The 22254-nt window shown below is 68.2% G+C and carries 24 protein-coding genes; 11 read left to right on the forward strand and 13 right to left on the reverse strand.

Annotated features, from left to right (window positions below; genetic code table 11):
• The first annotated feature begins 5 nt into the window (after positions 1-5).
• Both ribA and VOI27_RS13700 read left to right on the forward strand, forming a co-directional pair.
• Positions 6-1100: a GTP cyclohydrolase II gene (ribA, locus tag VOI27_RS13695; RefSeq protein WP_323765920.1), complete on the forward strand. Its 1095-nt coding sequence runs from the start codon at positions 6-8 to the stop codon at positions 1098-1100.
• The gene (locus tag VOI27_RS13700) at positions 1100-1579 is read left to right on the forward strand and encodes a L,D-transpeptidase family protein (protein ID WP_323765921.1); all 480 of its coding nucleotides are present in this window, start codon (positions 1100-1102) and stop codon (positions 1577-1579) included. Before ribA ends, VOI27_RS13700 begins: the two co-directional genes overlap by 1 nt.
• A gap of 67 nt (positions 1580-1646) precedes the next feature.
• On the opposite strand, the gene VOI27_RS13705 is transcribed toward VOI27_RS13700, so the two are convergent.
• The 8 genes from VOI27_RS13705 to sfsA all read right to left on the reverse strand — a co-directional run bounded on the left by VOI27_RS13705 (position 1647) and on the right by sfsA (position 9292).
• A complete protein-coding gene (locus VOI27_RS13705; protein WP_323765922.1) occupies positions 1647-2132 on the reverse strand; it encodes a hypothetical protein in 486 nt (161 codons plus the stop codon).
• A gap of 2 nt (positions 2133-2134) precedes the next feature.
• Positions 2135-2626 (reverse strand): RNA pyrophosphohydrolase, encoded by a 492-nt coding sequence (locus VOI27_RS13710; protein WP_323765923.1) that lies wholly within the window; start codon positions 2624-2626, stop codon positions 2135-2137.
• 53 nt (positions 2627-2679) lie between these two features.
• Entirely contained in the window at positions 2680-4017 is a 1338-nt protein-coding gene (locus tag VOI27_RS13715) for a S41 family peptidase (protein ID WP_323765924.1), read from the reverse strand.
• Positions 4018-4024: 7 nt separating this feature from the next.
• Positions 4025-5146, reverse strand: coding sequence for a peptidase M23 (locus VOI27_RS13720; protein ID WP_323765925.1), 1122 nt, complete (start codon positions 5144-5146; stop codon positions 4025-4027).
• Positions 5143-6666 (reverse strand): 2,3-bisphosphoglycerate-independent phosphoglycerate mutase, encoded by a 1524-nt coding sequence (gene gpmI, locus VOI27_RS13725; RefSeq protein WP_323765926.1) that lies wholly within the window; start codon positions 6664-6666, stop codon positions 5143-5145. Before gpmI ends, VOI27_RS13720 begins: the two co-directional genes overlap by 4 nt.
• A 103-nt stretch (positions 6667-6769) precedes the next feature.
• Positions 6770-7582 (reverse strand): type I methionyl aminopeptidase, encoded by an 813-nt coding sequence (gene map, locus VOI27_RS13730; RefSeq protein WP_323765927.1) that lies wholly within the window; start codon positions 7580-7582, stop codon positions 6770-6772.
• Positions 7583-7698: 116 nt separating this feature from the next.
• Complete coding sequence (locus VOI27_RS13735; protein ID WP_323765928.1) at positions 7699-8556, reverse strand: DMT family transporter; 858 nt, start codon at positions 8554-8556, stop codon at positions 7699-7701.
• Positions 8557-8584: 28 nt separating this feature from the next.
• A complete protein-coding gene (sfsA, locus tag VOI27_RS13740) occupies positions 8585-9292 on the reverse strand; it encodes a DNA/RNA nuclease SfsA (protein ID WP_323765929.1) in 708 nt (235 codons plus the stop codon).
• A 45-nt stretch (positions 9293-9337) separates the two neighbouring features.
• Here sfsA and VOI27_RS13745 point away from each other — a divergent pair, with 45 nt between their 5' ends.
• On the forward strand, positions 9338-10060 hold the full coding sequence (locus VOI27_RS13745) for a competence/damage-inducible protein A (RefSeq protein ID WP_323765930.1): 723 nt from the start codon (positions 9338-9340) through the stop codon (positions 10058-10060).
• A complete protein-coding gene (locus VOI27_RS13750) occupies positions 10057-10785 on the forward strand; it encodes a GNAT family N-acetyltransferase (protein WP_323765931.1) in 729 nt (242 codons plus the stop codon). The genes VOI27_RS13745 and VOI27_RS13750 overlap by 4 nt, the downstream gene beginning before the upstream one ends.
• 69 nt (positions 10786-10854) lie before the next feature.
• Here VOI27_RS13750 and VOI27_RS13755 read toward each other — a convergent pair whose 3' ends face one another.
• Positions 10855-11208, reverse strand: a complete 354-nt coding sequence (locus tag VOI27_RS13755) for a PRC-barrel domain-containing protein (protein WP_323765932.1) — start codon at positions 11206-11208, stop codon at positions 10855-10857.
• Positions 11209-11390: 182 nt separating this feature from the next.
• Between VOI27_RS13755 and VOI27_RS13760 the strand changes: the two genes are divergently transcribed.
• The 3 genes from VOI27_RS13760 to VOI27_RS13770 all read left to right on the forward strand — a co-directional run bounded on the left by VOI27_RS13760 (position 11391) and on the right by VOI27_RS13770 (position 14512).
• Positions 11391-11975: a peroxidase-related enzyme gene (locus VOI27_RS13760; RefSeq protein WP_323765933.1), complete on the forward strand. Its 585-nt coding sequence runs from the start codon at positions 11391-11393 to the stop codon at positions 11973-11975.
• Between the two features lie 2 nt (positions 11976-11977).
• Complete coding sequence (locus VOI27_RS13765; protein ID WP_323765934.1) at positions 11978-12892, forward strand: OmpA family protein; 915 nt, start codon at positions 11978-11980, stop codon at positions 12890-12892.
• Positions 12893-13093: 201 nt separating this feature from the next.
• Positions 13094-14512, forward strand: a complete 1419-nt coding sequence (locus tag VOI27_RS13770; RefSeq protein ID WP_323765935.1) for a pyridoxal phosphate-dependent decarboxylase family protein — start codon at positions 13094-13096, stop codon at positions 14510-14512.
• 77 nt (positions 14513-14589) lie between these two features.
• Here the strand turns inward: VOI27_RS13770 and VOI27_RS13775 are convergent, their stop codons facing one another.
• Complete coding sequence (locus tag VOI27_RS13775) at positions 14590-15012, reverse strand: VOC family protein (RefSeq protein ID WP_323765936.1); 423 nt, start codon at positions 15010-15012, stop codon at positions 14590-14592.
• Positions 15013-15103: 91 nt separating this feature from the next.
• Between VOI27_RS13775 and VOI27_RS13780 the strand changes: the two genes are divergently transcribed.
• From VOI27_RS13780 to VOI27_RS13795, 4 genes are all read left to right on the forward strand, one after another.
• A complete protein-coding gene (locus VOI27_RS13780) occupies positions 15104-16588 on the forward strand; it encodes an AMP nucleosidase (RefSeq protein ID WP_323765937.1) in 1485 nt (494 codons plus the stop codon).
• A 130-nt stretch (positions 16589-16718) separates the two neighbouring features.
• Positions 16719-17009 (forward strand): HU family DNA-binding protein, encoded by a 291-nt coding sequence (locus VOI27_RS13785; protein WP_323765938.1) that lies wholly within the window; start codon positions 16719-16721, stop codon positions 17007-17009.
• 139 nt (positions 17010-17148) lie between these two features.
• A complete protein-coding gene (locus VOI27_RS13790; RefSeq protein ID WP_323765939.1) occupies positions 17149-18063 on the forward strand; it encodes a cation diffusion facilitator family transporter in 915 nt (304 codons plus the stop codon).
• Positions 18064-18183: 120 nt separating this feature from the next.
• The gene (locus tag VOI27_RS13795; RefSeq protein WP_323765940.1) at positions 18184-19392 is read left to right on the forward strand and encodes an aminopeptidase P family protein; all 1209 of its coding nucleotides are present in this window, start codon (positions 18184-18186) and stop codon (positions 19390-19392) included.
• 417 nt (positions 19393-19809) lie between these two features.
• Here VOI27_RS13795 and VOI27_RS13800 read toward each other — a convergent pair whose 3' ends face one another.
• From VOI27_RS13800 to VOI27_RS13810, 3 genes are all read right to left on the reverse strand, one after another.
• Positions 19810-19932: a hypothetical protein gene (locus VOI27_RS13800; protein ID WP_323765941.1), complete on the reverse strand. Its 123-nt coding sequence runs from the start codon at positions 19930-19932 to the stop codon at positions 19810-19812.
• Between the two features lie 207 nt (positions 19933-20139).
• Complete coding sequence (locus VOI27_RS13805) at positions 20140-20925, reverse strand: TIGR00266 family protein (protein WP_323765942.1); 786 nt, start codon at positions 20923-20925, stop codon at positions 20140-20142.
• An 88-nt stretch (positions 20926-21013) separates the two neighbouring features.
• Positions 21014-22057 (reverse strand): succinylglutamate desuccinylase/aspartoacylase family protein, encoded by a 1044-nt coding sequence (locus VOI27_RS13810; protein WP_323765943.1) that lies wholly within the window; start codon positions 22055-22057, stop codon positions 21014-21016.
• Positions 22058-22254 lie beyond the last annotated feature (197 nt).

Raw genomic sequence — 22254 nt, forward strand, 5'->3', positions numbered from 1 at the left:
GCCAGATGACTGGACGTTTTGCACCCGATACGGCGGAGTTGATCAACCGCGCCCGCGCCGATCTGCGGATGGGCGTGCCGGTGCTGCTTTGCGGTCATGACAGCGCCGCGCTGGTGCTGGCGGCCGAGACTATGGGGCCGGCCCGGCTGGCCACCCTGCGGGCGCTGGGCGGCGCACCGGTGCTGACGATCACCGGCCGTCGGGCCGAGACGCTCAAGGCGCGCGCCTATGATGGCGATGTCGCCCGCCTGCCATTGCCCGACGAGGCCGATTGCGCCTGGATCCGGGCGCTGGCCGATCCGGCCGACGATCTGCGCGTGCCGATGAAAGGACCGCTGTTCGCCCTGCGCGCCGGCGACGCGGCGCTGCACCGTCTGGCGGTCTCGCTGGTGAAATCGGCGCAGCTGCTGCCCGCCGCCGTAGTGCTCGAGACCGACCCCGCAACCCTGCCCGACGCGGCCCTGCTCACCCGGCTCGAGGCCCACAGCGCCGGCCCGCTGCTGCTGCGCGCCGGCGATCCGCATCCGGTGGTGGCCGCCCGCCTGCCGACCCGTCTGGCCCAGGGCGGACGGCTGCACATCTTCCGCCCCGACGATGGCGGGGTCGAGCACTACGCTTTCGAGATCGGCCGGCCCGACCGGGCGCAACCGGTGCTCGCCCGGCTGCATTCCGCCTGTTTCACCGGCGATGTGCTGGGCTCGCTGAAATGCGACTGCGGCCCGCAGCTGCACGCCGCACTGGCGCAGATGGGCGCGGCGGGCTCGGGCGTGCTGCTCTATCTCAACCAGGAGGGGCGCGGCATCGGGCTGGCCAACAAGATGCGCGCCTACAGCCTGCAGGACCAGGGCTTCGACACCGTCGAGGCCAACCATCGCCTGGGCTTCGAGGATGACGAACGCGATTTCCGCATCGGCGCCGACATCCTCAAGACCATGGGGTTTGCCGGGGTCCGGCTGCTGACCAACAACCCGCGCAAGATCGCGATGATGGAGCACACCGGCATCGCGGTGACCGAACGGGTGCCGCTCAAGGTCGGCCAGACCGACCAGAACGCCGCCTATCTCGCCACCAAGGCGGCGAAATCGGGCCACCTGCTGTGATGCGCCTCACCCCCCTCGGCCTGCGCTTCGCCGGCCGGCTCTGGCCCTGCAGCATCGGCCGCGGCGGGCTGACCCGCGACAAGCGCGAGGGCGACGGCGCCACCCCGCGCGGCACACACCACATCACCGGGCTGCTCTACCGCCCCGACCGCATGGCGCGCCCGACCCCCTGGGCCGAGCCGATCCTGCCCGGCGACCTCTGGTCCGACGCGCCCTCGGATCCCGCCTACAACAGCCTCGTCCGCGCGCCCTGTGCCGCCTCGCACGAGGTGCTGCGCCGGCCTGATCCGCTCTATGATCTGGTGTTGCTCACCGACTGGAACTGGCCCGAGGCCACCCCCGGCCGCGGCTCGGCCATCTTCCTGCACCGCTGGCGCCGCCCGGGCTATCCGACCGAAGGCTGCCTCGCCTTCCGCCCCGACCACCTGCGCGCCATCGCCGCGCTCGCCGCACCCGGAACGCGGCTGGTCGTGCCCTGATCCAGCCCTTCTTCTGTTCAAAAATACCCTCGGGGGAGTCGCCAGAGGCGACGGGGGCAGCGCTCCCTTACCGCCCCTCGGGTACGCAGTCACCGCCGTTGAAACAGGCAATCACCCGCTGCCGCATCGCCTCGGTCGGCTGGCCAAAGGCAAACCCGCCACACGGGGTGATCGCCACTTCCGGGACCGCGCGGTCTAGGTTGACGAAGGCGAGGTACTCCGCCCCGCTCACCGCACCGGCGCACCACGGCCCGAAACACTGCGCGTTCAGCGTGATCTCGCGGTCATAGGGAAAGGTGAAACCGGCCCGCGTCAGCGCCTCGCCGGTCAGCCGCGCGGCGATCCGGGTCTCCGGCGGGGTGTTCTGCTGGTTCGCCATGTCGGTCACCGGCAGCTGGGTTTCGTCGAACGTCAGCGCGCCCACCACCACCGTATAGCGGTCCGTGCTCTCGGCCGCCTCACGATAGGTGGCGGCGACGTCCGGCGGAAGGCAGGTCAGCGCCTGTGCCCCGGTGGACCAGAGCAGAAGCGGCAGGGCGGCACTCATACGCATTGTCATCTCTCCAGATGCGGCCTGAATTCCTCGACCACGCGGGCATAGGCCGCGCGTTTGAAGGGCACGATCTGATCGACCAGCTGGTCATGCGGCAGCCAGCGCCACTCGGAAAACTCCTGGTGGTCGTCGGCATCGAGACGCACCTGGTCGTCAGTGCCGTGAAAACGCATCAGGAACCACTTCTGTTCCTGGCCGCGAAACTGCCCCTTCCAGATATTGGGCACCAGCTCATGCGGCAGGTCATAGGGGATCCAGGTCCGGGTCTCGGCCTCCACCGTCACCAGCTCGGGCAGCACCCCGGTCTCTTCCTGCAGCTCGCGCAGCGCCGCGTCGCGGGCCTCCTCGCCGGCGTCGATGCCGCCCTGCGGCATCTGCCAGGCCGCGGACTCGCTGTCGATCCGCTGGCCGACAAAGACGGAGCCGCCGGCATTGACGAGCATCACGCCGACGTTGCGGCGATAGGGAAGGCGGGCGATCTCTTCGGGGGTCATGCGGGCCTCGTCATACAAAATCGCCCCCGGCGCGGGCCGGGGGCGACGGGGTCTTATTCGGACTGGCTGCCGAGGGCCGAGAGGCCCTTGAGGATGTCGATGGCATAGGCCAGCTGGTAATCCTCTTCGCGCAGTGCAGCGGCGGCCTCGGCCTTGGCGCGGTCTTCCTCGATCTGCTTGATCTCGTCCTCGCTCAGGCTGTCGTTGTCGAGCGAGCCGCGCAGGTCGGCCTCGGAGCGCGAGTTGGGTGTGGTGTTCTCGTCCTCCTCCTCGTTCGGGGCGCGGCGCGGCTGTTCGACCACGATGTCGGGCGAGACGCCGAGCGCCTGGATCGAGCGGCCAGAGGGGGTGTAGTAGCGGGCTGTGGTCAGCCGCATGGCGCCGTCACCGCGCAGCGGCATGACGGTCTGCACCGAGCCCTTGCCGAAGCTCTTGGTGCCCACGACGATTGCCCGGCGGTGATCCTGCAGCGCGCCGGCGACGATCTCCGAGGCCGAGGCGGAGCCGCCGTTGATCAGAACCACCAGCGGCTTGCCGTCGGCCAGGTCGCCGGGGGTGGCATTGTAGCGCTCGCCGTCCTCGACGTTGCGGCCGCGGGTCGAGACGATCTCGCCCTTCTCGAGGAAGGCATCCGACACCCGGATCGCCTGGGTCAGCAACCCGCCGGGGTTGTTGCGCAGGTCAAGCACGATGCCGTTGACATTGTCGAGCCCGCCGGCGGCCTCGATCTCCTCGGCCAGCCCCTCTTCGAGGTTGGGGGTGGTCTGGTCGTTGAAGGTGGTGACCCGCAGCACCACGGTCTCGCCCTCGGTGCGGGTGCGCACGGCAGTGAGCGTGATGGTGTCGCGGATGATCGAGACGTCGAAGGGCTCTGGCTGGTCCTCGCGCACCACGGTGATGATGATCTCGGATCCCACCGGCCCGCGCATCATCTCGACCGCCTCATCCAGCGTCAGCCCGAGCACCGATTCGCCGTCGACATGGGTGATGAAGTCGCCGGCCTCGATGCCGGCGGCATCGGCCGGGGTGTCATCGATCGGCGAGACCACCTTGATGAAGCCCTCTTCCTGGGTCACCTCGATGCCGAGCCCGCCAAATTCGCCACGGGTCTGCACCCGCATGTCGGCAGCGTCATCGGGCGAGAGATAGCTGGAATGCGGGTCAAGCGAGGTCAGCATGCCGTTGATCGCCGCCTCGATCAGCTCGCCCTCGTCGACGTCCTCGACGTACTGCGCGCGGATGCGCTCGAAGATGTCGCCAAACAGGTCGAGCTGCTCGTAGACATTGCCCGAGGCGCGCTCTTCCTGCGCCAGCAGCGGGCCGGCAAGCTGGGTGGTTGCGACAATGCCTGCCAGCGTACCGCCGACGGCGGCCATGACGAACTTCTTCATTGGTGTCTTATCCCTTGTCGGTGGTGCGGAACCAATCTTGTGGATCCACGGGCTGATTCAGCTCTCTGACCTCTATATAGAGCGTTTCCGGGCGGGCGTTTCCAGCCCCTTCACCCGATAGTGACACATCCGCCTGCAACTCTCCGCCCATCAGCCCCAACGGGTCGCCGGCGGGCAGAACCTGGCCGGTCTGGCCAAAGACCGCCTCGAGCCCGGCAAAGATGAACAGCGTGTCGGCCTGCGGCTCGAGGATGGCGACCAGACCGTAGTTCAAGAGCGGCCCGGCATAGCGGATGGTGGCGGCGGTGGGGGTGGTCACCACCGCCTGCGGCCCCGTCGCGATCAGCATGCCGGGGCGACGCACGCCGGCGGCATCGGCCTCGCCGGCGCGACGCAACAGCTGGCCCTGAACAGGGAGCGGCAGGTTGCCCTTGCGGTGGCTGATGTCGGGCAGGCTGCCCGGCGCCTCGTCGCGGGCGATGGTGCTGAGACCGCTGGCAAAGCCCTCGAGCGTCTCGGTGGCGGCGATCAGCACCGCAGTCTGCAGCGGATCCTCGACAAAGCGGCGCGGCAGGTCGGTGCGGTCGGCCACTGCCTTGCTGAGCGCGGTGCGGGCTTCCTGCGCGCCCTGCAGCCCTTCCTGCAGCTTGGCCTGCGATTGCGCCTGCAACAGCCGCAGCGCCTGCACCTCCTCGAGATCGGCGCGCAGCGCATCGGCCCGCCCCTTCAGCCCAGGGGTCACATCCGCCAGCAGCATGCCGGCACGCGCGGTGCCGGTGGGTCCAGAGGGATGCAGCAGCGTCGCTGGCGCAGGCGCGCGAGACATCGACTGCAACACACCCAGCAGCTGCGAGATTTCCTTGTCGCGGGCGGCCAGATCCTCGGTCAGTTGCGCCTCTGTCAGCGAGGCCGAGCGCATGCCGTCGCGCAGTGCCGCCAGCCCGGTCTCATAGCCCTTGACGATCTCGGTCAGCGCCTTGACCCGCTCGCGCCCGCCGCGCGCTTCGCTCAGCGCCTGGGCGCTTTCCTCGAGCATCCGCACGGCATCGCGGGCGGCCTCGGCGGTGGTCATCTGCGCCTCTGCGCCCCCGGCAAGCAGGACGGCGAGGCTCGCGGCACGCAGGATCATGCGATCAGGCTTTCCCCGGTCATTTCCTCGGGTTTCTCGAGGTTCATCAGCGTCAGCAGCGTCGGCGCGAGGTCGCCCAGCCGGCCACCCTGCCTGAGACTGGCCCCTTCGGGCCCGCCCACGAGGATCACCGGCACCGGGTTCAGCGTATGGGCGGTATGCGGCCCGCCGGTCTCGGGGTCGATCATCTGTTCGCAATTGCCATGGTCCGCGGTGACGATCATCGCGCCGCCGGCCTTTTCCAGCGCCTCGAGCGCCCGGCCCAGCCCGGTGTCGACGCTGGCGCAGGCCGCTTTTGCCGCCTCCAGATCACCGGTATGCCCGACCATGTCGGGGTTGGCGAAGTTCACCACGATCAGGTCATAGCCCGCCTCGATTGCCGTGACGAACTGGTCAGAGACCTCGCCGGCGCTCATCTCGGGCTGCAGATCATAGGTTGCCACCTTGGGCGAGGGGGCCATGTAGCGGTCTTCGCCCTCTTCGGGCACTTCCTTGCCGCCGTTGAGGAAGAAGGTGACATGCGGGTATTTCTCGGTCTCGGCCAGCCGGAACTGCTTCAGCCCCTTTGCCGCGACCCAAGCGCCCAGCGTGTTGACGACGACCGTCTTGGGATAGGCGGCGGCCATGAAACTGTCGTGGGTCTTGGAATAATCCACCATGCCGAGGATCGAGGCCCACTGTGGCCGGTTGCGGTTCTCGAAGCCGTCGAAGTCATCCTCGCCTACCGCGAGCAGGATTTCCCGCGCCCGGTCGGCCCGGAAGTTGAGGCAGAAGAAGCCGTCGCCGTCCTTGGCCCCGTCATAGTCGCCGATCAGCGTGGCGGGAATGAACTCGTCGGTCTGGTCACGCTCATAGGCTTCCTTGACCGCCTCGATGGCATTGGCGGCGCTGTGCTCGGCCGTGCCGCCGACCATGGCGCGATAGGCCTTTTCGACCCGGTCCCAGCGGTTGTCGCGGTCCATGGCGAAGTAGCGCCCGGTGACGGTGCCCACCTTCGCGCCCTCGGGCAGCTTCGAGACCAGCGTCTGCAGGAAGCCGTCGGCCGATTGCGGGGCCACGTCGCGGCCATCGGTGACCGCATGCACCACCACCGGCACGCCGGCGCTGACGATCATCTCGACCGCGGCCAGCACATGGTCAATATGGCCGTGCACGCCGCCATCCGAGATCACCCCCATCAGATGCGCGGTGCCGTCATGGCCGCGGACAGACTCGATGAAGGCATGGATGGCGGAGTTTGAAAAGAACGAGCGATCCTCGATCGCAAGGTCGATGGCACCGAGGTCCATCGCCACCACCCGACCAGCGCCGATATTGGTATGGCCGACCTCGGAATTGCCCATCTGGCCCGTGGGCAGGCCGACGTCATTGCCGTGGGTGATCAGCGTCGCATTCGGGCATTCGGCCATCAGCCGGTCGAAATTCGGCGTCCCGGCCTGGGCCACGGCGTTGCCCTCGGTCAGGTCCGACAGCCCCCAGCCGTCGAGAATGCACAGAACCACGGGTTTCGGAGCAGGCATGATGTCTTCCTTGTCCTGAACATGCGCCCGCGCCGGCTGTCCCGTTTCGGGCGTCGTCTCTTGTCAAATACCCACGCCCCGGCCGGGGCCGGCGCGCGGTGGCTCACTGCGTGTAGGTCGGGTGGAACAGCCCGCCCGGCGAGAGGGTAAAGATATCCGCCCCGTCAGAGGTCACGCCCACCGAATGTTCGAACTGCGCCGAGAGCGACTTGTCGCGGGTCACCGCGGTCCAGTCGTCGGCCAAAACCTTGGTCTCGGGGCGGCCGATGTTGACCATCGGCTCGATGGTGAAAAACATGCCTTCCTCGAGCACCGGCCCGGTGCCGGCGCGACCATAATGCAGCACATTGGGCGGCGCGTGGAACACCGTGCCCAGCCCGTGACCGCAGAAATCCCGCACCACCGACATGCGCTGCGCCTCGACGAAGCTCTGGATCGCATAGCCGATGTCGCCGAAGGTATTGCCCGGCTTCACCGCCTCGATGCCCCGCATCAGCGCATCATGGGTCACCTGGATCAGCCGCTCGGCCTTGCGCGGCAGCTTGCCGGCCACATACATCCGGGAGGTATCGCCGAACCAGCCATCCTTGATGACGGTGACGTCGATGTTGAGGATATCGCCGTCCTTCAGCTTCTTGTCGCCGGGAATGCCGTGGCAGACCACATGGTTGACGCTGATGCAGGACGCGTGCTGATAGCCCTTGTAGCCGATGGTGGCCGACTTGGTGCCCAGCTCCGTCACCCGGCGCTCGATAAAGGCATCGAGCGCGCCGGTGGTCTGGCCGACCTCGACCATCGGGGCCACCTCGTCGAGGATCTGGGCGGCGATCTGGCCGGCGTCGCGCATGCCGGCGTAATCCGCCTGCTCGTGGATCCGGATCCCGTCGCGCGTCATGCGCCCCTTGTGACGGTTCATGCAATTGCTCCGTTCAAAAACGTCTCATCGGCTGTCTTATGCGTTTGCAGCGTAAAGAGCCAGCCCGCGCGGAACAAGATACCGCTCGCAGCGGCCTGTCGGGGTCTCTGACGGCGTCAGGAGGTCACCAGCACACCCATCCCGGCCAGGATCACCACCGCCCAGGTCAGCCGGTGGCGCAACTGCCCCTCGCCCAGCAGGAGCGAGCCCGTCAGCACCGTCAGCAGCACGCTGACCTCGCGGGTGGGCGCGACATAGGCTACCGGGGTGAAGGTCAGCGCGTAGAGCACGAGGATATAGGCCAGCGGATTGAACAGCGCGATGATCAGCAGCCCGGCGCGGTGATCGCGCCACTGCACCCTGATGGTGGCGCGCCGGGACAGCGCCACAGGGGTGAGCAGCGCCACGCGGGCCACGCTCGAGACGTAATCCAGCAGCAGGGGCGAGATCAGCAGCACCGAGACCGCATAGGCATCCCAGACCGTGTAGCTGCCGATCAGCCCGCCGGCGGCAAGGCCGAAGAGCAGCGAGGTCGAGACCCGTTGCCCCTTCACCCGGCCGCCGGTGGTCAGCATCAGCACGCCAAAGACGATGCAGAGCGCGCCGAGCGCCATCTGCAGGGTGAGGATCTCGCCGAGGAAAAGCACCGCGAAGCTGGTCGAAAGCAGCGGCCCGGTCGAGCGCGCGGTGGGATAGACCAGCGACAGGTCGCCCTTGCGGTAGCCCAGCTGCAGCAACAGGAAATAGGCCATGTGCAGCCCGGTGCTGCCGGCCAGGAAGAGGATCTGCTCGGGTCCGAAGACCGGCGCCTGGGTTGCCAGCACCCAGAGCGCCAGCGGCGCATAGATCACCACCGTCAGCGCCGAGAACAGCCAGACCAGCTCCGGCCCGCCGCCGATCCGCTTGAGCTGGAAGTTCCAGGTGGCGTGGCAGACCGCCGCCGCCAGAACAAGCGCCAGACCGAGAAGAGACATGCAGGACCTCGCGGTTGAACAGGCGGCCTCAGGCCGGGGTGAAGGGCATCGGCCCGGCCGGTCGGATGGCCTCTGGCGACAGTGCGCAGCCCAGCACCATCACCTCGACGCCGGCGGCGCAAGCCGTGGCGAACCCCGCCGCATAGGCCGGGTCGATATCCGCCGCCAGCCGCATCGCCGTGCAATCGTTGCGCTGCACAAGGTAGAGCATCACCGCGCGGTGACCGGCCTGCGCCATCGCTGCCAGCTCGCCCAGGTGCTTGGTGCCGCGCGCGGTCACGCTGTCGGGGAACTCGGCGAGGCCTGCCTCGCGGCTCAGCGTCACCGATTTCACCTCGACATAGCAGTCGCGCCGGCCCGCCGCGCTCAGCAGGAAGTCGATCCGGCTGTTCGCGCCGTATTTCACCTCCGGCCGCACCGTCTCGTAGCCCTCGAGCCCCGGCACCGCGTCGGCCTCGAGCGCGGCGCGCAGCGCGCGGTTCGGCACCGAGGTGTCGACCCCCACCAGCACGCCCTCGGCCGGGGCGACCAAGCGCATGCCGTAGTCCAGCTTCTTTTTCGGATCGTCATTGGGTTCGAGCCAGACCCGAAAGCCCGGCTCGGCCAGCCCGAGCATCGAGCCGGGATTGGCGCAATGGGCCACCACCTCGCGGCCATCCTCGAGCCGGCAATCGGCGAGAAAGCGTTTGTAGCGGCGCAGCAGCGTCGCCGGCACGAGAGGGGTTTGAAAGCGCATGCGCCCGGCCTATACCTCAAAAAACCCGTGATCAAGGAGGCCCCGATGGCCAACCCCACCGCCGCCATGCTGGTGATCGGCGACGAGATCCTCTCTGGCCGCACCCGCGACGCCAACATGCATTATCTCGCCGGCGAGCTGACCAAGCACGGCATCGACCTGCGCGAGGTGCGCGTGGTCTCCGACGATGCGCCGGCGATCGTCGCCGCGGTCAAGGCGCTGTCCGAGGGGTTCACCCATGTCTTCACATCGGGTGGCATCGGCCCGACCCATGACGACATCACCGCCGACTGCATCGCCCGCGCCTTCGACGTGCCGATCGACGTGCGCGAGGACGCCCGCGCGCTGCTGGCCGAGCATTACGCCAACACCGGCCGCGAACTCAACGACGCCCGCCTGCGGATGGCGCGGATCCCTGATGGCGCGACGCTGATCGACAACCCGGTGTCGATCGCGCCGGGCTTCATCCTGGAAAACGTCCACGTGATGGCGGGGGTGCCCAGCGTGTTTCAGGCGATGGTCGCGACGGTTTTGCCGACGCTCTCGGGCGGCGCGCCGCTGCTCAGCCAGACCCTGCGGGTTCAGCGCGGCGAAGGCGATATCGCCGGGCCGCTGGGCACGCTGGCGCAGGAGTTCGACGATCTCTCCTTCGGCTCCTACCCCTATCAGCAGGACGGCGCCTACGGCGCAAATATCGTGATCCGCGGCCAGGACGGCGGCCGTGTCGACGCGGCGATGACGCGGCTCAAGGCATTGTTTTCCGAATGAGGCCGGGGGCCGAGCAGGTGATGGCGGTCTGCGAGGCGACCTGGCCGCCGGTGCGCCGCCTGGACTGCGGGCCGTTCGAGCTGCGCGACGGGGCGGGCGGCGGCAAGCGGGTCTCGGCCGCCACCCTGCGCGCCGGGGCCGACTGGTCCGAGGAGGACCGGCTCCGGGCCGAGGAGGGGATGCGCGGGCTGGGACAGACGCCGCTGTTTCAGGTCCGCGCCGGCGAGGACCGGCTCGACGCCGGGCTCGCGGCGGCGGGCTATCGCGTGGTCGATCCGGTGAACCTCTACGTCACGCCGGTGCAGGCGCTGACCGACCGGCCGATCCCCCGCGTCACCACCTTCTGCATCTGGGAGCCGCTGGCGGTTATGCGCGATCTCTGGGCCGAGGGGGGCATCGGCCCCGAGCGGCTGTCGGTGATGCAGCGGGCCGACTGCGCCAAGACCGGCCTCCTCGGCCGGATCGAGGACAGCCCCGGGGCCGCCGCCTATGTCGGCCTCGTCGATGGCATCGCCATGCTGCATGCGCTCGAGGTCACGCCGGACAAGCGCCGCAAGGGGCTGGCGCAATGGATGATGCGGCAGGCGGCGGTCTGGGCGGCCGGTCAGGGCGGCAGCCACCTTGCGGTGCTCTGCACCGAGGCCAACGTGGGCGCCAACGCGCTCTACCGCGCCATGGGGTTCGAGGTGGTGGGCCATTACCACTACCGGCTCTGGCAGGGCTGAGCGGGGCCGGACGCAAAACCGCCCCCCGAGGGTCTCGAAGGGCGGCGGGTCATTCGCGTCGGTCTGGCGTCAGATCCAGTACATCGGGGCGCCGTAGTGTTCGTGCACCCGCTGTTCCCAGGCGCGGTCGCGGTGCCAGTCGTCGTGGCGTTCCGGTGCACCCTGCACCTCCGCCTCGGTCAGATCGGTGCTGAAGCCGTCGCGGCTGACGTCATACGACAGCTTGCCCCAGGGCACCGGGTGGTGCTCTTCGCCGAGGCCGAAAAATCCGCCAAATCCCATGACCGCATAGGCCACCTTGCCGGATTGCTTGTCGATCATCAGGTGGTCGATCGTGCCGATATGCGTTCCTTCGCGGCTGTAGACCGCAGTGCCGTTCACATCGGTCGACGACACCAGACTGCCATTGCCTTCGGTACTCATTCCTAGGTCCTCCAATCGGTGGACTGATGAAACCCGCAGGCGCTGCCAATGTTCCGCCAGCGCCGCCCCGCCACGGCGGCTTTCCGCCCAGTCCCGCCGGCCGCAGCGGCAGGGGCGCGGGGCGGTTGAAAGCTCCGGCGTTTTGCGATTTCCTCTCACGACACCCAACCGGAGCCCAGCCCATGCCCGCCCCAACCCCGCCCTCTGACAGCCCCACCGCGCTCGTCCTGCCGATGGTCGATCCGCTGCCCGAGGCCACCGCCAGGTATTTCCAGGTCTGCGAGGAGAAGCTGGGCATGGTGCCCAACGTGCTGCGCGCCTATGCCTTCGACATCGACAAGCTCAACGCCTTCACCGCGATGTACAACGACCTGATGCTCGCCGGCAGCGGGCTGAGCAAGCTCGAGCGCGAGATGATCGCCGTGGCGGTGTCGTCGATCAACAAGTGCTTCTACTGCCTCACCGCCCATGGCGCCGCCGTGCGGCAGCTCTCGGGCGATCCCGAACTGGGCGAGCTGATGGTGATGAACTGGCGCGCTGCAGGGCTCGATGCGCGCCAGACCGCGATGCTGAGTTTCGCCGAGAAGGTCACCAAGGCCAGCGCCGAGGTGACCGAGGCCGACCGGCAGAGCCTGCGCGACGCGGGGTTTTCCGACCGCGACATCTTTGACATCGCCTCGGTCGCGGGGTTCTTCAACATGTCCAACCGGGTGGCCAGCGCCATCGACATGCGCCCCAACGCCGACTACCACGCGATGGCGCGCTGAGCTTGCGGGCGCTGGCGTTTCTTGCCTGCGGGCTGGCGGCCCCGTTGGCGGCGCAGGATCTGGCGCTGCCGGCGGGCGCGGCGCTGACCTATGAGCAGAAGAGCGACCCCGGCTCCTATGCGCTGCCCACCGGGCCCTTCGTCGATGGCGAGGTGCCGGTCAGCGTGGTCGAGGGCGCGGTGCTGCGGCAATCCTACCGGGTGCCGGGCGACATCCGCACCACCCTGCAACTGCTGGCGCCGCTCAGGACGCAGATCGCCGCCTCCGGCTACGAGATCCTCTTTGACTGCCGCACCCGGCAATGCGGCGGCTTCGATTTCCGCTTCGGCACCGAGGTGCTGCCCGGCCCCGGCATGTATGTCGACCTCACCGATTTCCGCTTTCTCGCCGCGCGCGACAACGCCGGCAGCGCGGTCTCGCTGCTGGTCTCGCGCAGCGGCGCCGCCGGCTTTGTCCAGATCATCCGGGTCGGGGATGCCGCCGAGGGCGGGCTCAGCGCCGCGCCCGGCCCGGAGCGGCCGGTGCTTCCGCAGGACAGCGGCGCAATCGCCCAACAGCTCGAGACCCGCGGCCGGGTGGTGCTCTCGGACCTGTCGTTCCAGACCGGTTCGGCCACCCTGGGCGCTGGCGCCTTCGACAGCCTCGCCGCGCTGGCGCGCTATCTGTCCGACTTTCCGAACAGGCGGATCGCGCTGGTCGGCCATACCGATTCCGTGGGCGCGCTCGACAACAACATCGCCCTGTCGCGGCAGCGGGCGATCTCGGTGCGCGACCGGCTGGTGCGCGACCACGGCGTGCCGTCAGCCCAGCTCGAAGCCGGCGGCATGGGCTATCTGGCGCCGCTGACCAGCAACCTGAGCGCCGCGGGCCGCGAGGCCAACCGCCGGGTCGAGGCGGTGCTGGTCTCGACCGAATGATCCGCGAGGGCCGCGTGGCCCAAGGCCGTCCTCAGGCCATTCAAAGCGCTTTCACGGTGCAATTGCTGGCTGTATTCCCCTGAAACGCCCGGCAAGTGTGCGCCATATCAACATCACTCGCAATTCTCCCGCGTTAGGGTCTGACAACCTGGAGGGGCCCAACCCCCTGACACACGAGGGACGTATCAGTTGGACATGACGATGACACAGCTTGCCACGGGGCTGACCGTAGAAGAGCGCGCCGCCCTCGCCACCGCCTATTCGGCGGCGCTGTCCTACCGCACGGCGATCTCGCATCAGCCGGCACGGCCGGCGGTGGGGCTTGACGAGGCGATGGAGCGTTTTCGCGGCCCGCTGAGCGAGGCGGGCGAGAGCGCGCCGAAGGTGATCGAGCAGATCACCGCCAAGTCAGAAGGGGCACTGCACGCGATGACCGGGCCGGGGTTCTTCGGCTATGTCCTTGGCGGCTCGCACCCGGTGGGCGTGGCGGCGGATGCGCTGGTCTCGGCCTGGGGGCAGAACGCCGGGTCGGCCAGCGAGACCCCGGCAATCACCGGCATGGAACGCACGCTCTGCGACTGGCTGGTCGACCTCTTCGGACTGCCGGACGGCACCGGCGCGGGGCTGGTCACCGGCGCCAGCGCGGCGAATTTCTGCGGCGTCCTGGCGGCGCGACATGCGCTGCTGGCGGCGCAGGGCTGGGACGTGGAGCAGGACGGGCTGATCGGCGCGCCGCCGATCCCGGTGCTGATCGGCGCCGAGGCGCATTCGGCGGTGACCGCGGCGCTGCGCTATTCCGGTCTTGGTGCCGGCCGCGCCTGCCGGGTGGCCACCGATGAGCAAGGCCGCATCGATCCTGCGGATTTCGCCCGGAAGCTGGCGCTTTGCGAGGCGCCGCCGCTGGTCATCCTGCAGGCCGGCCAGATCAACACCGGCGGGTTCGATCCCTTCGAGGCGCTGATCGAGAGCGTGCATGCACGCGGCGGTTGGGTCCATGTCGACGGCGCCTTCGGCCTTTGGGCCACGGTGGTGCCCGAGCTGGCGCATCTGTGCACGGGCGTGGCGCGGGCCGACAGCTGGGCGGTGGATCTGCACAAGGGGCTGAGCGCGCCGTTCGATGCCGGTGTGGTGCTGGTCCGCGACCGGGCGGCGCTGGTGGCGGCGATGTCGGCGCGGGGCGCCTATCTGCCCTCGCAGAACGCCGAATGGGAGCCTTCCGACAGCACGCCGGAACTGTCACGCCGGGCGCGTGGCGTGCCGAGCTACGCCATCCTGCGTCACCTCGGCCGCGCCGGCGTTGCCGAGCTGATCCTGCGCCACCACCGCCTCGCGGTGCGGATCGCGCGGGCAGTGGCGGCCGAGCCGGGTCTGACCGTGGCCAACGACGTGGTGTTCAATCAGGTGGCGGTCTGCTGCGGCGAGGGCCCGGCGGGCGACCGGCTGACCAAGACGGTGCTGCGCGACGTACAGGCGCGCGGCAAGGTCTATCCTTCGCATGGCGAGTGGCGCGGGCGGCAGATCATCCGCATCTCGGTCTCGGGCTATGCCACCGGCGAGGCACATGCCGACCTGGCAGCGCAGGAGATCATCGCGGCCTGGCGGGCGCGGCGCGATGCGTAGGATGCGGGGTGGTTTTCAGGACGCTTGCCTCCGGACCCCCGGGATTTTCACAGCACCAGAGACGTAGGGGCCTGGCCTTACTTGGGCCGCGAGGCGACCCAGCAATAGCCGTCGGGGTCGAGGATGAAGGTCTCTCTCAGCCCGTGCGGCTTGTCCTGCGGCGGTGCCAGCAGTGTGCCACCGGCGGCCTCGGTGCGGGCCGCGGCGGTTTCGGGGTCGCTGTCATACAGCCTGATCTCGAGGCCCAGGCCCCGCGGCGGCGTCTCTGGCAGCAGGGCATGCAGCGGGTGGCTGGCATAGGTGGCATCGGCATGCAGCTGAAACAGCTGGTCGCCGTATTGCACGATGGCGAAATCGTCGGACAGCCGGTGCACCTGCATGCCGAAGACCTGCGACAGGAAACCGGCGCTGCGCCGCACGTCGGTGACAAGGATATTGAGCCCCAGACCACGCAGCCCGGCGCCGAAGGCGTCGGGTGAAATGCTGTCGTAGTCGGCCATCAGCGCCCCCTTTGCTGCGCGCCCATGGTTGAAGTCCCCCCCGGGCTAAGTCAATGTCACCGGCAACGCACGCGCAAGAACGGGGATCGGCATGGCAGGCAGCGACATCAACAGGGCGATCCAGACGCCCGAGCTTCCGCAAGAGGCCTTTTTCACCGATGCCGAGCAGGCGGTCGAGCATCTGTGCATGCTCTACGAAAAGGCCACCGCCTTTCTCGCCGATGCCTTTCGCAAGGCGATGGTCGAGGGCCAGCCGGCGATCCGCTACCGCGCCTTCTATCCCGAGATCCGCATCACCACGGCGAGCTTTGCCCATGTCGACAGCCGGCTGAGTTTCGGCCATGTGGCCAGCCCCGGCACCCACGCCACCACCGTCACCCAGCCAAGGCTGTTCCGGCGCTACCTGACACAGCAGATCCGCCTGCTGATGGACAACCACGGGGTGCCGGTCTCGGTCGCGGTGTCGGATACGCCGATCCCGGTGCATTTCGCCGTCGCCGCCCAGACCGACGTGACCGTGCCGCAGGAAGGCGCCGCCGAGTTCATCCTGCGCGATGTGTTTGACGTGCCGGACCTCAGCACCACCAACGATGATATCGTCAACGGCACCCATGACCGCGGCGCCGGCCGGCCCGAGCCGCTGGCGCCGTTTACCGCGCAGCGGGTGGATTACTCGCTGGCGCGGCTGGCACATTACACCGCCACCGATCCGAAGCATTTCCAGAACTTCGTGCTGTTCACCAACTACCAGTTCTATGTCAGCGAGTTCGAGGCCTTTGCCCGCGCCATGCTGGCCGATCCCGAGAGCGGCTACACCAGCTTTGTCTCGACCGGCAATATCGAGATCACCGAAGCCGACCAGGAGATCCCGCCGACCCTGAAACAGCCGCAGATGCCGACCTATCACCTCAAGCGCGCCGGCGAGGGCGGCATCACCCTGGTCAACATCGGCGTCGGCCCGTCGAACGCCAAGACCGCCACCGACCACATCGCCGTGCTCAGGCCGCATGCCTGGCTGATGGTGGGCCATTGCGCCGGCCTCAGGAACACCCAGGCGCTGGGCGATTTCGTGCTGGCGCATGCCTACCTGCGCGAGGACCGGGTGCTCGACGACGACCTGCCGGTCTGGGTGCCGATCCCGGCACTGGCCGAGATCCAGATCGCGCTCGAGGAGGCGGTGGCCGAGGAAACCCAGCTCAAGGGCTATGACCTCAAGCGGATCATGCGGACCGGCACCGTCGCCAGCGTCGACAACCGCAACTGGGAGCTGCGCGATCAGGAAGGCCCGGTGCAGCGGCTCAGCCAGTCGCGTGCCGTGGCGCTCGACATGGAGAGCGCCACGATCGCCGCCAACGGCTTTCGCTTCCGGGTGCCCTATGGCACGCTGCTCTGCGTCTCTGACAAGCCGCTGCATGGCGAATTGAAGCTGCCCGGCATGGCCTCGGCCTTCTATCAGACCCAGGTGGCGCGGCACCTGCGCATCGGAATCCGGGCGATGGAACGGCTGCGCGAGATGCCTCTGGAACGCATCCACAGCCGGAAATTGCGCGCTTTCGACGAAACCGCCTTCCTTTGACGCCGGGTCAAGCGCGAAAACCCCTATTTTTATGACGCGACGCGCCACTAATCGTTGTGTCCCCCCGCAACATGACGTTTAATGGCGGCGATGAGGCCCAAGTGCTGGGCAGACCGAAGGAGACCAGAAAATGGCAAAACCCCTGACCAAGACTCAGCTCGTTGCGGCTCTGGCAGAAGAACTCGACACCGACAAGAAGAACGCCACTGCGGCGCTTGACGCGGTGTGCAACATCATCACCCGCGAAGTTGCCGGCGGCGGCGCGGTGACCCTGCCGGGTGTCGGCAAGTTCTATCTCAAGGAGCGCCCGGCGCGGATGGTGCGCAACCCCGCCACCGGCGAGCAGTTCCAGAAAGAGGCGGACAAGGTCGTCAAGGTGACCATCGCCAAGGCCCTGAAAGACAGCGCCAACGACGAGTGACCCGCAAGCTGGCGCCCCGGCGCCGCTGCAGGAGTTCCCGAATGGCCGGCGCCCCTCGCGCCGGCCATTTTTGCTTGACCTTCCGCCACGGCCCTGAGGTCATCCCCGAGCGAGGCCCGCAGCAGGAGGACAGACCACGATGCCGCATGATCACGGTCACGCCCATCTCGACCCCGGCTCCGGCGACCGCCGGGTGGCGCTGGCGATCTGGGCCAATGCGGCGCTGACGCTGGCGCAGATCCTCGGCGGTCTGGTCTCTGGCAGCCTCGCCCTGATCGCCGACGCGCTGCACAACCTGTCCGACATGGCCTCGCTGGTGATCGCCTTCGCCGCGCGCAAGATCGCCCGGCGGCCCGCCGATGCGCGGATGACCTTTGGCTACGGCAGGATCGAGGTGGTGGCGGCGCTGATCAACTACACCACGCTGATCTTGGTGGGCGCCTACCTGATCTACGAGGGCGGCATGCGGCTGATCGATCCGCCCGAGGTGGCGGGCAGGTGGGTGGTGATCCTGGGCGGCGTGGCGCTTGTGGTGGATGCGCTGACCGCCGGGCTGACATGGTCGATGCAGAAGGACAGCGTCAACATCCGCGCGCTGTTCCTGCACAACCTGTCGGATGCGCTGGCCTCGGTGGCGGTGATCCTCGGCGGCACGCTGATCCTGCTTTACGACCTGCGCTGGGTCGATCCGGCGATCACCATCGCCATCGCGCTCTACATCCTTTACCTCGCCCTGACAGAGATCGGCGGCCCGATCCGCACCCTGATGCTGGGCAGCCCGCCGGAGATCGACAATGCCGCGGTGATCGCCGCCCTGCGCGCCACCCAAGGGGTCGCGGATGTGCATCACGTCCACCTCTGGCAGATGCAGGAACACGCCGCGGCGCTCGATTGCCACGTGGTGCTGACCGATGCAGGTTGGACCCGGCTCGAGGCGATCAAGTCCGAGATCAAGGACCGGCTGCAGGACCGCTTCGGCATCCGTCATTCCAGCCTCGAATTCGAGCATGCCGACCGCACTGACTGCGAGCCGAGGCTCTACAGTCAGCGTTGAGCCTTGCCTTTTGCCCGGGTTCGGCCAATCTGGGCGCGGGCCGGGCGATGGCGTCGCCCCGGATGGCCCCGTCCCCAACATCCTGAACGCCGGGATCTTTCCTTGACGAGGAGGGTCGCCATGACGGCACGTCCTGATTTCTATCGCTTCCACAATGGCCAGAAAGCGCCGCTGCAGTTTTCCGAGGCCGAATACGAGGCCCGGCTCACTGGCCTGCGCGCCCGCATGGCTGCGCTCGGCTGCGATGCGGCGGTGCTGACCTCGATGCACAACGTCAGCTATTACAGCGGCTTCACCTATTGCGCCTTTGGCCGGCCCTACGCGCTGGTGGTGACACCCGAGACCCACGTCACGATCAGCGCCGGGATCGACGCCGGCCAGCCGTGGCGGCGCTGCCATGGCGACAACATCACCTATACCGACTGGCAGCGCGACAACTATTGGCGTGCGATCCTGTCGGTCACCGGGCCCGGCCGCGCGCTGGGCTATGAGGGCGATCACCTGACGCTCTTGCAGCGGGACAAGCTCGCGGCGTTCCTCACGCCGTCGCGCATGGTGGATCTCCACGAGACCACCATGCGCCAGCGGATGCACAAGAGCGCCGCAGAGATCGCCTTGATCCGCGCCGGGGCGGCGGTGGCGGATGTCGGCGGCTATGCGATCCGCGCGGCGATCCGGCCGGGCGCGCGCGAGATCGACGTCGCCATGGCCGGCCGCGACGCGATGGAGTTGGAGATCGCCCGGCGCTTTCCCGAGGCCGAGTATCGCGACAGCTGGGTCTGGTTCCAGTCGGGCCTCAACACCGACGGCGCCCACAACCCGGTGACGGCCCGAGCGCTGCAGCGCGGTGACATCCTGTCGCTCAACACCTTCCCGATGATTTCGGGCTATTACACCGCGCTCGAGCGGACGCTGTTCGTGCAGGAGGTCGACCCGGCCTCGCTCGCGCTCTGGCAGGCCAATGTCGGCGCGCATGAGCTGGGGATTTCGCTGCTGAAGCCGGGCGCGCGCTGCGGCGAGGTGACGGAGGCGATCAACCGCTACTTCGGGGAACGCGACCTGCTGCAATACCGGACCTTCGGCTATGGCCATTCCTTCGGCGTGCTCAGCCACTACTACGGCCGCGAGGCGGGGCTGGAGCTGCGCGAGGATATCGACACGGTGCTGGAGCCCGGCATGGTGATCTCGATGGAGCCGATGCTGACGATCGCCGAGGGGCAACCGGGGGCTGGCGGCTACCGCGAGCATGACATCCTGATCCTCACCGAAGACGGCAACGAGAACATCACCGGCTATCCCTACGGGCCGGAGTTCAACGTGGTGGGCTGACCGGCGCGCTCGGATCTTGATGCGAGCTGGGCGGCTCTTTTCAGGGGCGGCTCGCTTTGGCGGGCCGGGAGGTCCCGGGTCAGGCCCGGGACGGGGTTGGATGCGGGTGCGGATTGCGGATTGCATGGTACCCGCCCCGTGCGCAGCTCGGCCCTGATCTGTCGCTGACCTCCTTGGCGGGCCTGCTGGTCGGCCGGGGAGGTCCCGGGTCAAGCCCGGGACGGGGAGGAATGCGGGCGCGGCGTGCGCCTTGCTTGGAATCCCCACGACGCGCGCCCCGGGCTTGACCCGGGGCCTCTCAGCCCACGCATCGGAAGACCCCGGATCGGGGCCCGAAGAGCGGCCAAAACGCCGCAGCCCGGGCCCCGAAGAACCGGATTGTACCAGCAGTCAAAAGGGTATAGAGGTCGCGTGACCTCAGGTCATCGCCATCCCGGTCGCCACCATCGTGGCCAGCAGGACACCATAGACGATGAACACGGCCGGCAAGGTGCCGGCGCGGCTGCGTGCATCGCGGATGATCTCGTCTCGTGTCATCATCGGTCCACTCCTTGGGTGTTGAGCGGTGGGCATCCAATGGCGCTAGGCCATGAATCGCAGGTAGGCGATGCGGCTGAGTCGGACAAGCGCTCTATTGATAAAATCAATGCCATCAACGCATACCCGGTTTGCGCCTGGCGCATGGCACCCCTGATCGTGCCGCTTCCACACGTTGCGTGTCGCAAACAGGCCGCGGGTGGTCCACTGTCAGCGATCGCCGAACATGTCGCCCAGCCCGCCCAGCACCGAGCCTTCGCCCTTGTTGCCGCCGATGCCGCCGGCCTGCAGCACCCGGTCGGCCAGCCGCGAGAACGGCAGGCTCTGCAGGAACACCGTGCCCGGGCCACGCAGCGACGCTAGAAACAGCCCCTCGCCGCCGAAAACCATGCTCTTGAGGTTGCCGGCGCGGGCAATGGAATAGTCGATGCCGGAGGTGAAGGCGGCGATGCAGCCGGTGTCGACCCGCAGCTCCTCGCCGGCGCGCAGGTCGCGCCGGATCAGCGTGCCGCCGGCGTGGACAAAGGCCATGCCGTCACCGCGCAGCCGCTGCAGGATGAAACCCTCGCCGCCGAAAAAGCCGACCCCCAGCTTCTTTTGAAAGGCGATGTCGGTGCTGGTGCCGAAGGCGGCGCAGAGAAAGGCGTCCTTCTGGCAGATGATCTCGCCGCCGAGCTGCGCCATGTCGAGCGGCACGATGCGTCCGGGGTAGGGTGCGGCAAAGCCCACGCGGGACTTGGCCCGGCCCGCGTTGGTGAAATGGGTGAGGAAGATCGACTCGCCGGTCAGCACCCGCTTGCCGACGTTCATCAGCGCGCCCATCACGCCGCTCGTCGGGGTCGAGCCGTCGCCCATGCGGCTCTCGAAGGTGATGCCGGCCTCCATGTAGGTCATGGCACCGGCCTCGGCGATCACCGTCTCGCCGGGGTCGAGCTCGACCTCGACGATCTGCATGTCATCGCCGAAAATCTCGTAGTCCACCTCGTGACAGCGCATGGCCTGGTCCTTTTTCCGGTCGCCTCGCCCACGATGATAGCGGCACCGGCGGGGTCCGGGAAAGCCTGCGGTGACGGATGCCGCAACGTCAGATGATCTCGTCCTCGTCGAACAACGGCGCCGCCTCGCGCTGGGCCGACATGCCGTCGACCACCGCCTCGGCCACCTTGGTCGACGGTGTCAGCGCCACGTGGAACAGCGCGTCGCCCTCGTTGACCACCGGCATGTTGGTGCGGCCGATGATGATGCCCTCCATCTCGCTCAGCACCTCTTCCTCGACATCGCCGGTGGGGTCGGCGACCACGCCCAGCACCTCGCCCTCGGTGACATAGTCGCCGATGGTGCGATAGGTGCGCAACAGCCCGCCGAGCGGCGCGCGCTGCCAGCTCGAGCGTTCCGAGAGCAGTGGCGGCGTCCTGACATGCGGCACGCCGCGGGGGCCGATCATGCCGAGGTGATGCATCACCCTCAGGATGCCGGACAGGCCGGCGCGGGCGGCGTATTCGTCGAACCGCAGGCCTTCGCCGGCCTCGTAGAGCAGCACGTCGCAGCCCGCCTCCTCGGCGGCAAAGCGCAGCGAGCCGTCGCGCAGCTTGGATTGCAGCATCACCGGCGCGCCGAAGGCCCGGCCCATGTCGGCCAGCCGGGCATTGCCGGGGGTCAGGCGGATCTGCGGCAGGTTCTCGCGGCGGATGGCGGCGGAATGCAGGTCGATGCCGAGGTCCGAGCGGGCGACGACCTCGGTCATGAAGATATGCGCCAGCCGCGCCGCCAGCGAGCCAGAGGGGTGGCCCGGGAAACAGCGGTTGAGATCGCGGCGGTCGGGCAGGTAGCGCGAATGGTTGATGAAGCCGAAGCTGTTGACGATCGGCACCGCCAGCAGGGTGCCGGCCAGCCGCTCGATCGGCTTGGCCCGCAGCAGCCGGCGGACCACTTCGACGCCGATCACCTCGTCGCCGTGGATCGCGGCCGAGACAAAGATCACCGGGCCCGGCTTCTTGCCATGAAAGACATGCACCGCCATGGTGACCGGGGTGTGATCGGGCATTTGGCTGACCGGCAGTTCGACGATGCCATCGGTGCCCGGATCGAAGCTCTTGCCGCCGATCTCGAATGCCTTGCGTGCCGTCATCACCGTCTCCCGAGCCTGTCCATCGCGTCGGGCGATTAGGAGGGATCCGGCCGGGTTTGTCCATGGCCGGCACGCCGGGCCGCCGCTGCGTGGTGCCGGATTGTGTCGCCGGCGGCATCTCGGGCTGACTGCGGGGGGAGGCTGGCGTGGAGGTCCCGGCGCGGGGGCCGGGACGGGGTGTGCCTGCAGGTCCCCAC

The organism is Marinovum sp., assembly GCF_034669705.1.
In the GTDB taxonomy this organism is placed as follows: domain Bacteria; phylum Pseudomonadota; class Alphaproteobacteria; order Rhodobacterales; family Rhodobacteraceae; genus Marinovum.

Bases quoted from the DNA above. Each gene is read 5' to 3' on its own strand.
- ribA (WP_323765920.1), top strand. From the start codon at position 6: ATGACTGGACGTTTTGCACCCGATACGGCGGAGTTGATCAACCGCGCC.
- VOI27_RS13700 (WP_323765921.1), top strand. From the start codon at position 1,100: ATGCGCCTCACCCCCCTCGGCCTGCGCTTCGCCGGCCGGCTCTGGCCC.
- VOI27_RS13705 (WP_323765922.1), bottom strand. From the start codon at position 2,132: ATGCGTATGAGTGCCGCCCTGCCGCTTCTGCTCTGGTCCACCGGGGCA.
- VOI27_RS13710 (WP_323765923.1), bottom strand. From the start codon at position 2,626: ATGACCCCCGAAGAGATCGCCCGCCTTCCCTATCGCCGCAACGTCGGC.
- VOI27_RS13715 (WP_323765924.1), bottom strand. From the start codon at position 4,017: ATGAAGAAGTTCGTCATGGCCGCCGTCGGCGGTACGCTGGCAGGCATT.
- VOI27_RS13720 (WP_323765925.1), bottom strand. From the start codon at position 5,146: ATGATCCTGCGTGCCGCGAGCCTCGCCGTCCTGCTTGCCGGGGGCGCA.
- gpmI (WP_323765926.1), bottom strand. From the start codon at position 6,666: ATGCCTGCTCCGAAACCCGTGGTTCTGTGCATTCTCGACGGCTGGGGG.
- map (WP_323765927.1), bottom strand. From the start codon at position 7,582: ATGAACCGTCACAAGGGGCGCATGACGCGCGACGGGATCCGGATCCAC.
- VOI27_RS13735 (WP_323765928.1), bottom strand. From the start codon at position 8,556: ATGTCTCTTCTCGGTCTGGCGCTTGTTCTGGCGGCGGCGGTCTGCCAC.
- sfsA (WP_323765929.1), bottom strand. From the start codon at position 9,292: ATGCGCTTTCAAACCCCTCTCGTGCCGGCGACGCTGCTGCGCCGCTAC.
- VOI27_RS13745 (WP_323765930.1), top strand. From the start codon at position 9,338: ATGGCCAACCCCACCGCCGCCATGCTGGTGATCGGCGACGAGATCCTC.
- VOI27_RS13750 (WP_323765931.1), top strand. From the start codon at position 10,057: ATGAGGCCGGGGGCCGAGCAGGTGATGGCGGTCTGCGAGGCGACCTGG.
- VOI27_RS13755 (WP_323765932.1), bottom strand. From the start codon at position 11,208: ATGAGTACCGAAGGCAATGGCAGTCTGGTGTCGTCGACCGATGTGAAC.
- VOI27_RS13760 (WP_323765933.1), top strand. From the start codon at position 11,391: ATGCCCGCCCCAACCCCGCCCTCTGACAGCCCCACCGCGCTCGTCCTG.
- VOI27_RS13770 (WP_323765935.1), top strand. From the start codon at position 13,094: ATGACACAGCTTGCCACGGGGCTGACCGTAGAAGAGCGCGCCGCCCTC.
- VOI27_RS13775 (WP_323765936.1), bottom strand. From the start codon at position 15,012: ATGGCCGACTACGACAGCATTTCACCCGACGCCTTCGGCGCCGGGCTG.
- VOI27_RS13780 (WP_323765937.1), top strand. From the start codon at position 15,104: ATGGCAGGCAGCGACATCAACAGGGCGATCCAGACGCCCGAGCTTCCG.
- VOI27_RS13785 (WP_323765938.1), top strand. From the start codon at position 16,719: ATGGCAAAACCCCTGACCAAGACTCAGCTCGTTGCGGCTCTGGCAGAA.
- VOI27_RS13790 (WP_323765939.1), top strand. From the start codon at position 17,149: ATGCCGCATGATCACGGTCACGCCCATCTCGACCCCGGCTCCGGCGAC.
- VOI27_RS13795 (WP_323765940.1), top strand. From the start codon at position 18,184: ATGACGGCACGTCCTGATTTCTATCGCTTCCACAATGGCCAGAAAGCG.
- VOI27_RS13800 (WP_323765941.1), bottom strand. From the start codon at position 19,932: ATGATGACACGAGACGAGATCATCCGCGATGCACGCAGCCGCGCCGGC.
- VOI27_RS13805 (WP_323765942.1), bottom strand. From the start codon at position 20,925: ATGCGCTGTCACGAGGTGGACTACGAGATTTTCGGCGATGACATGCAG.
- VOI27_RS13810 (WP_323765943.1), bottom strand. From the start codon at position 22,057: ATGACGGCACGCAAGGCATTCGAGATCGGCGGCAAGAGCTTCGATCCG.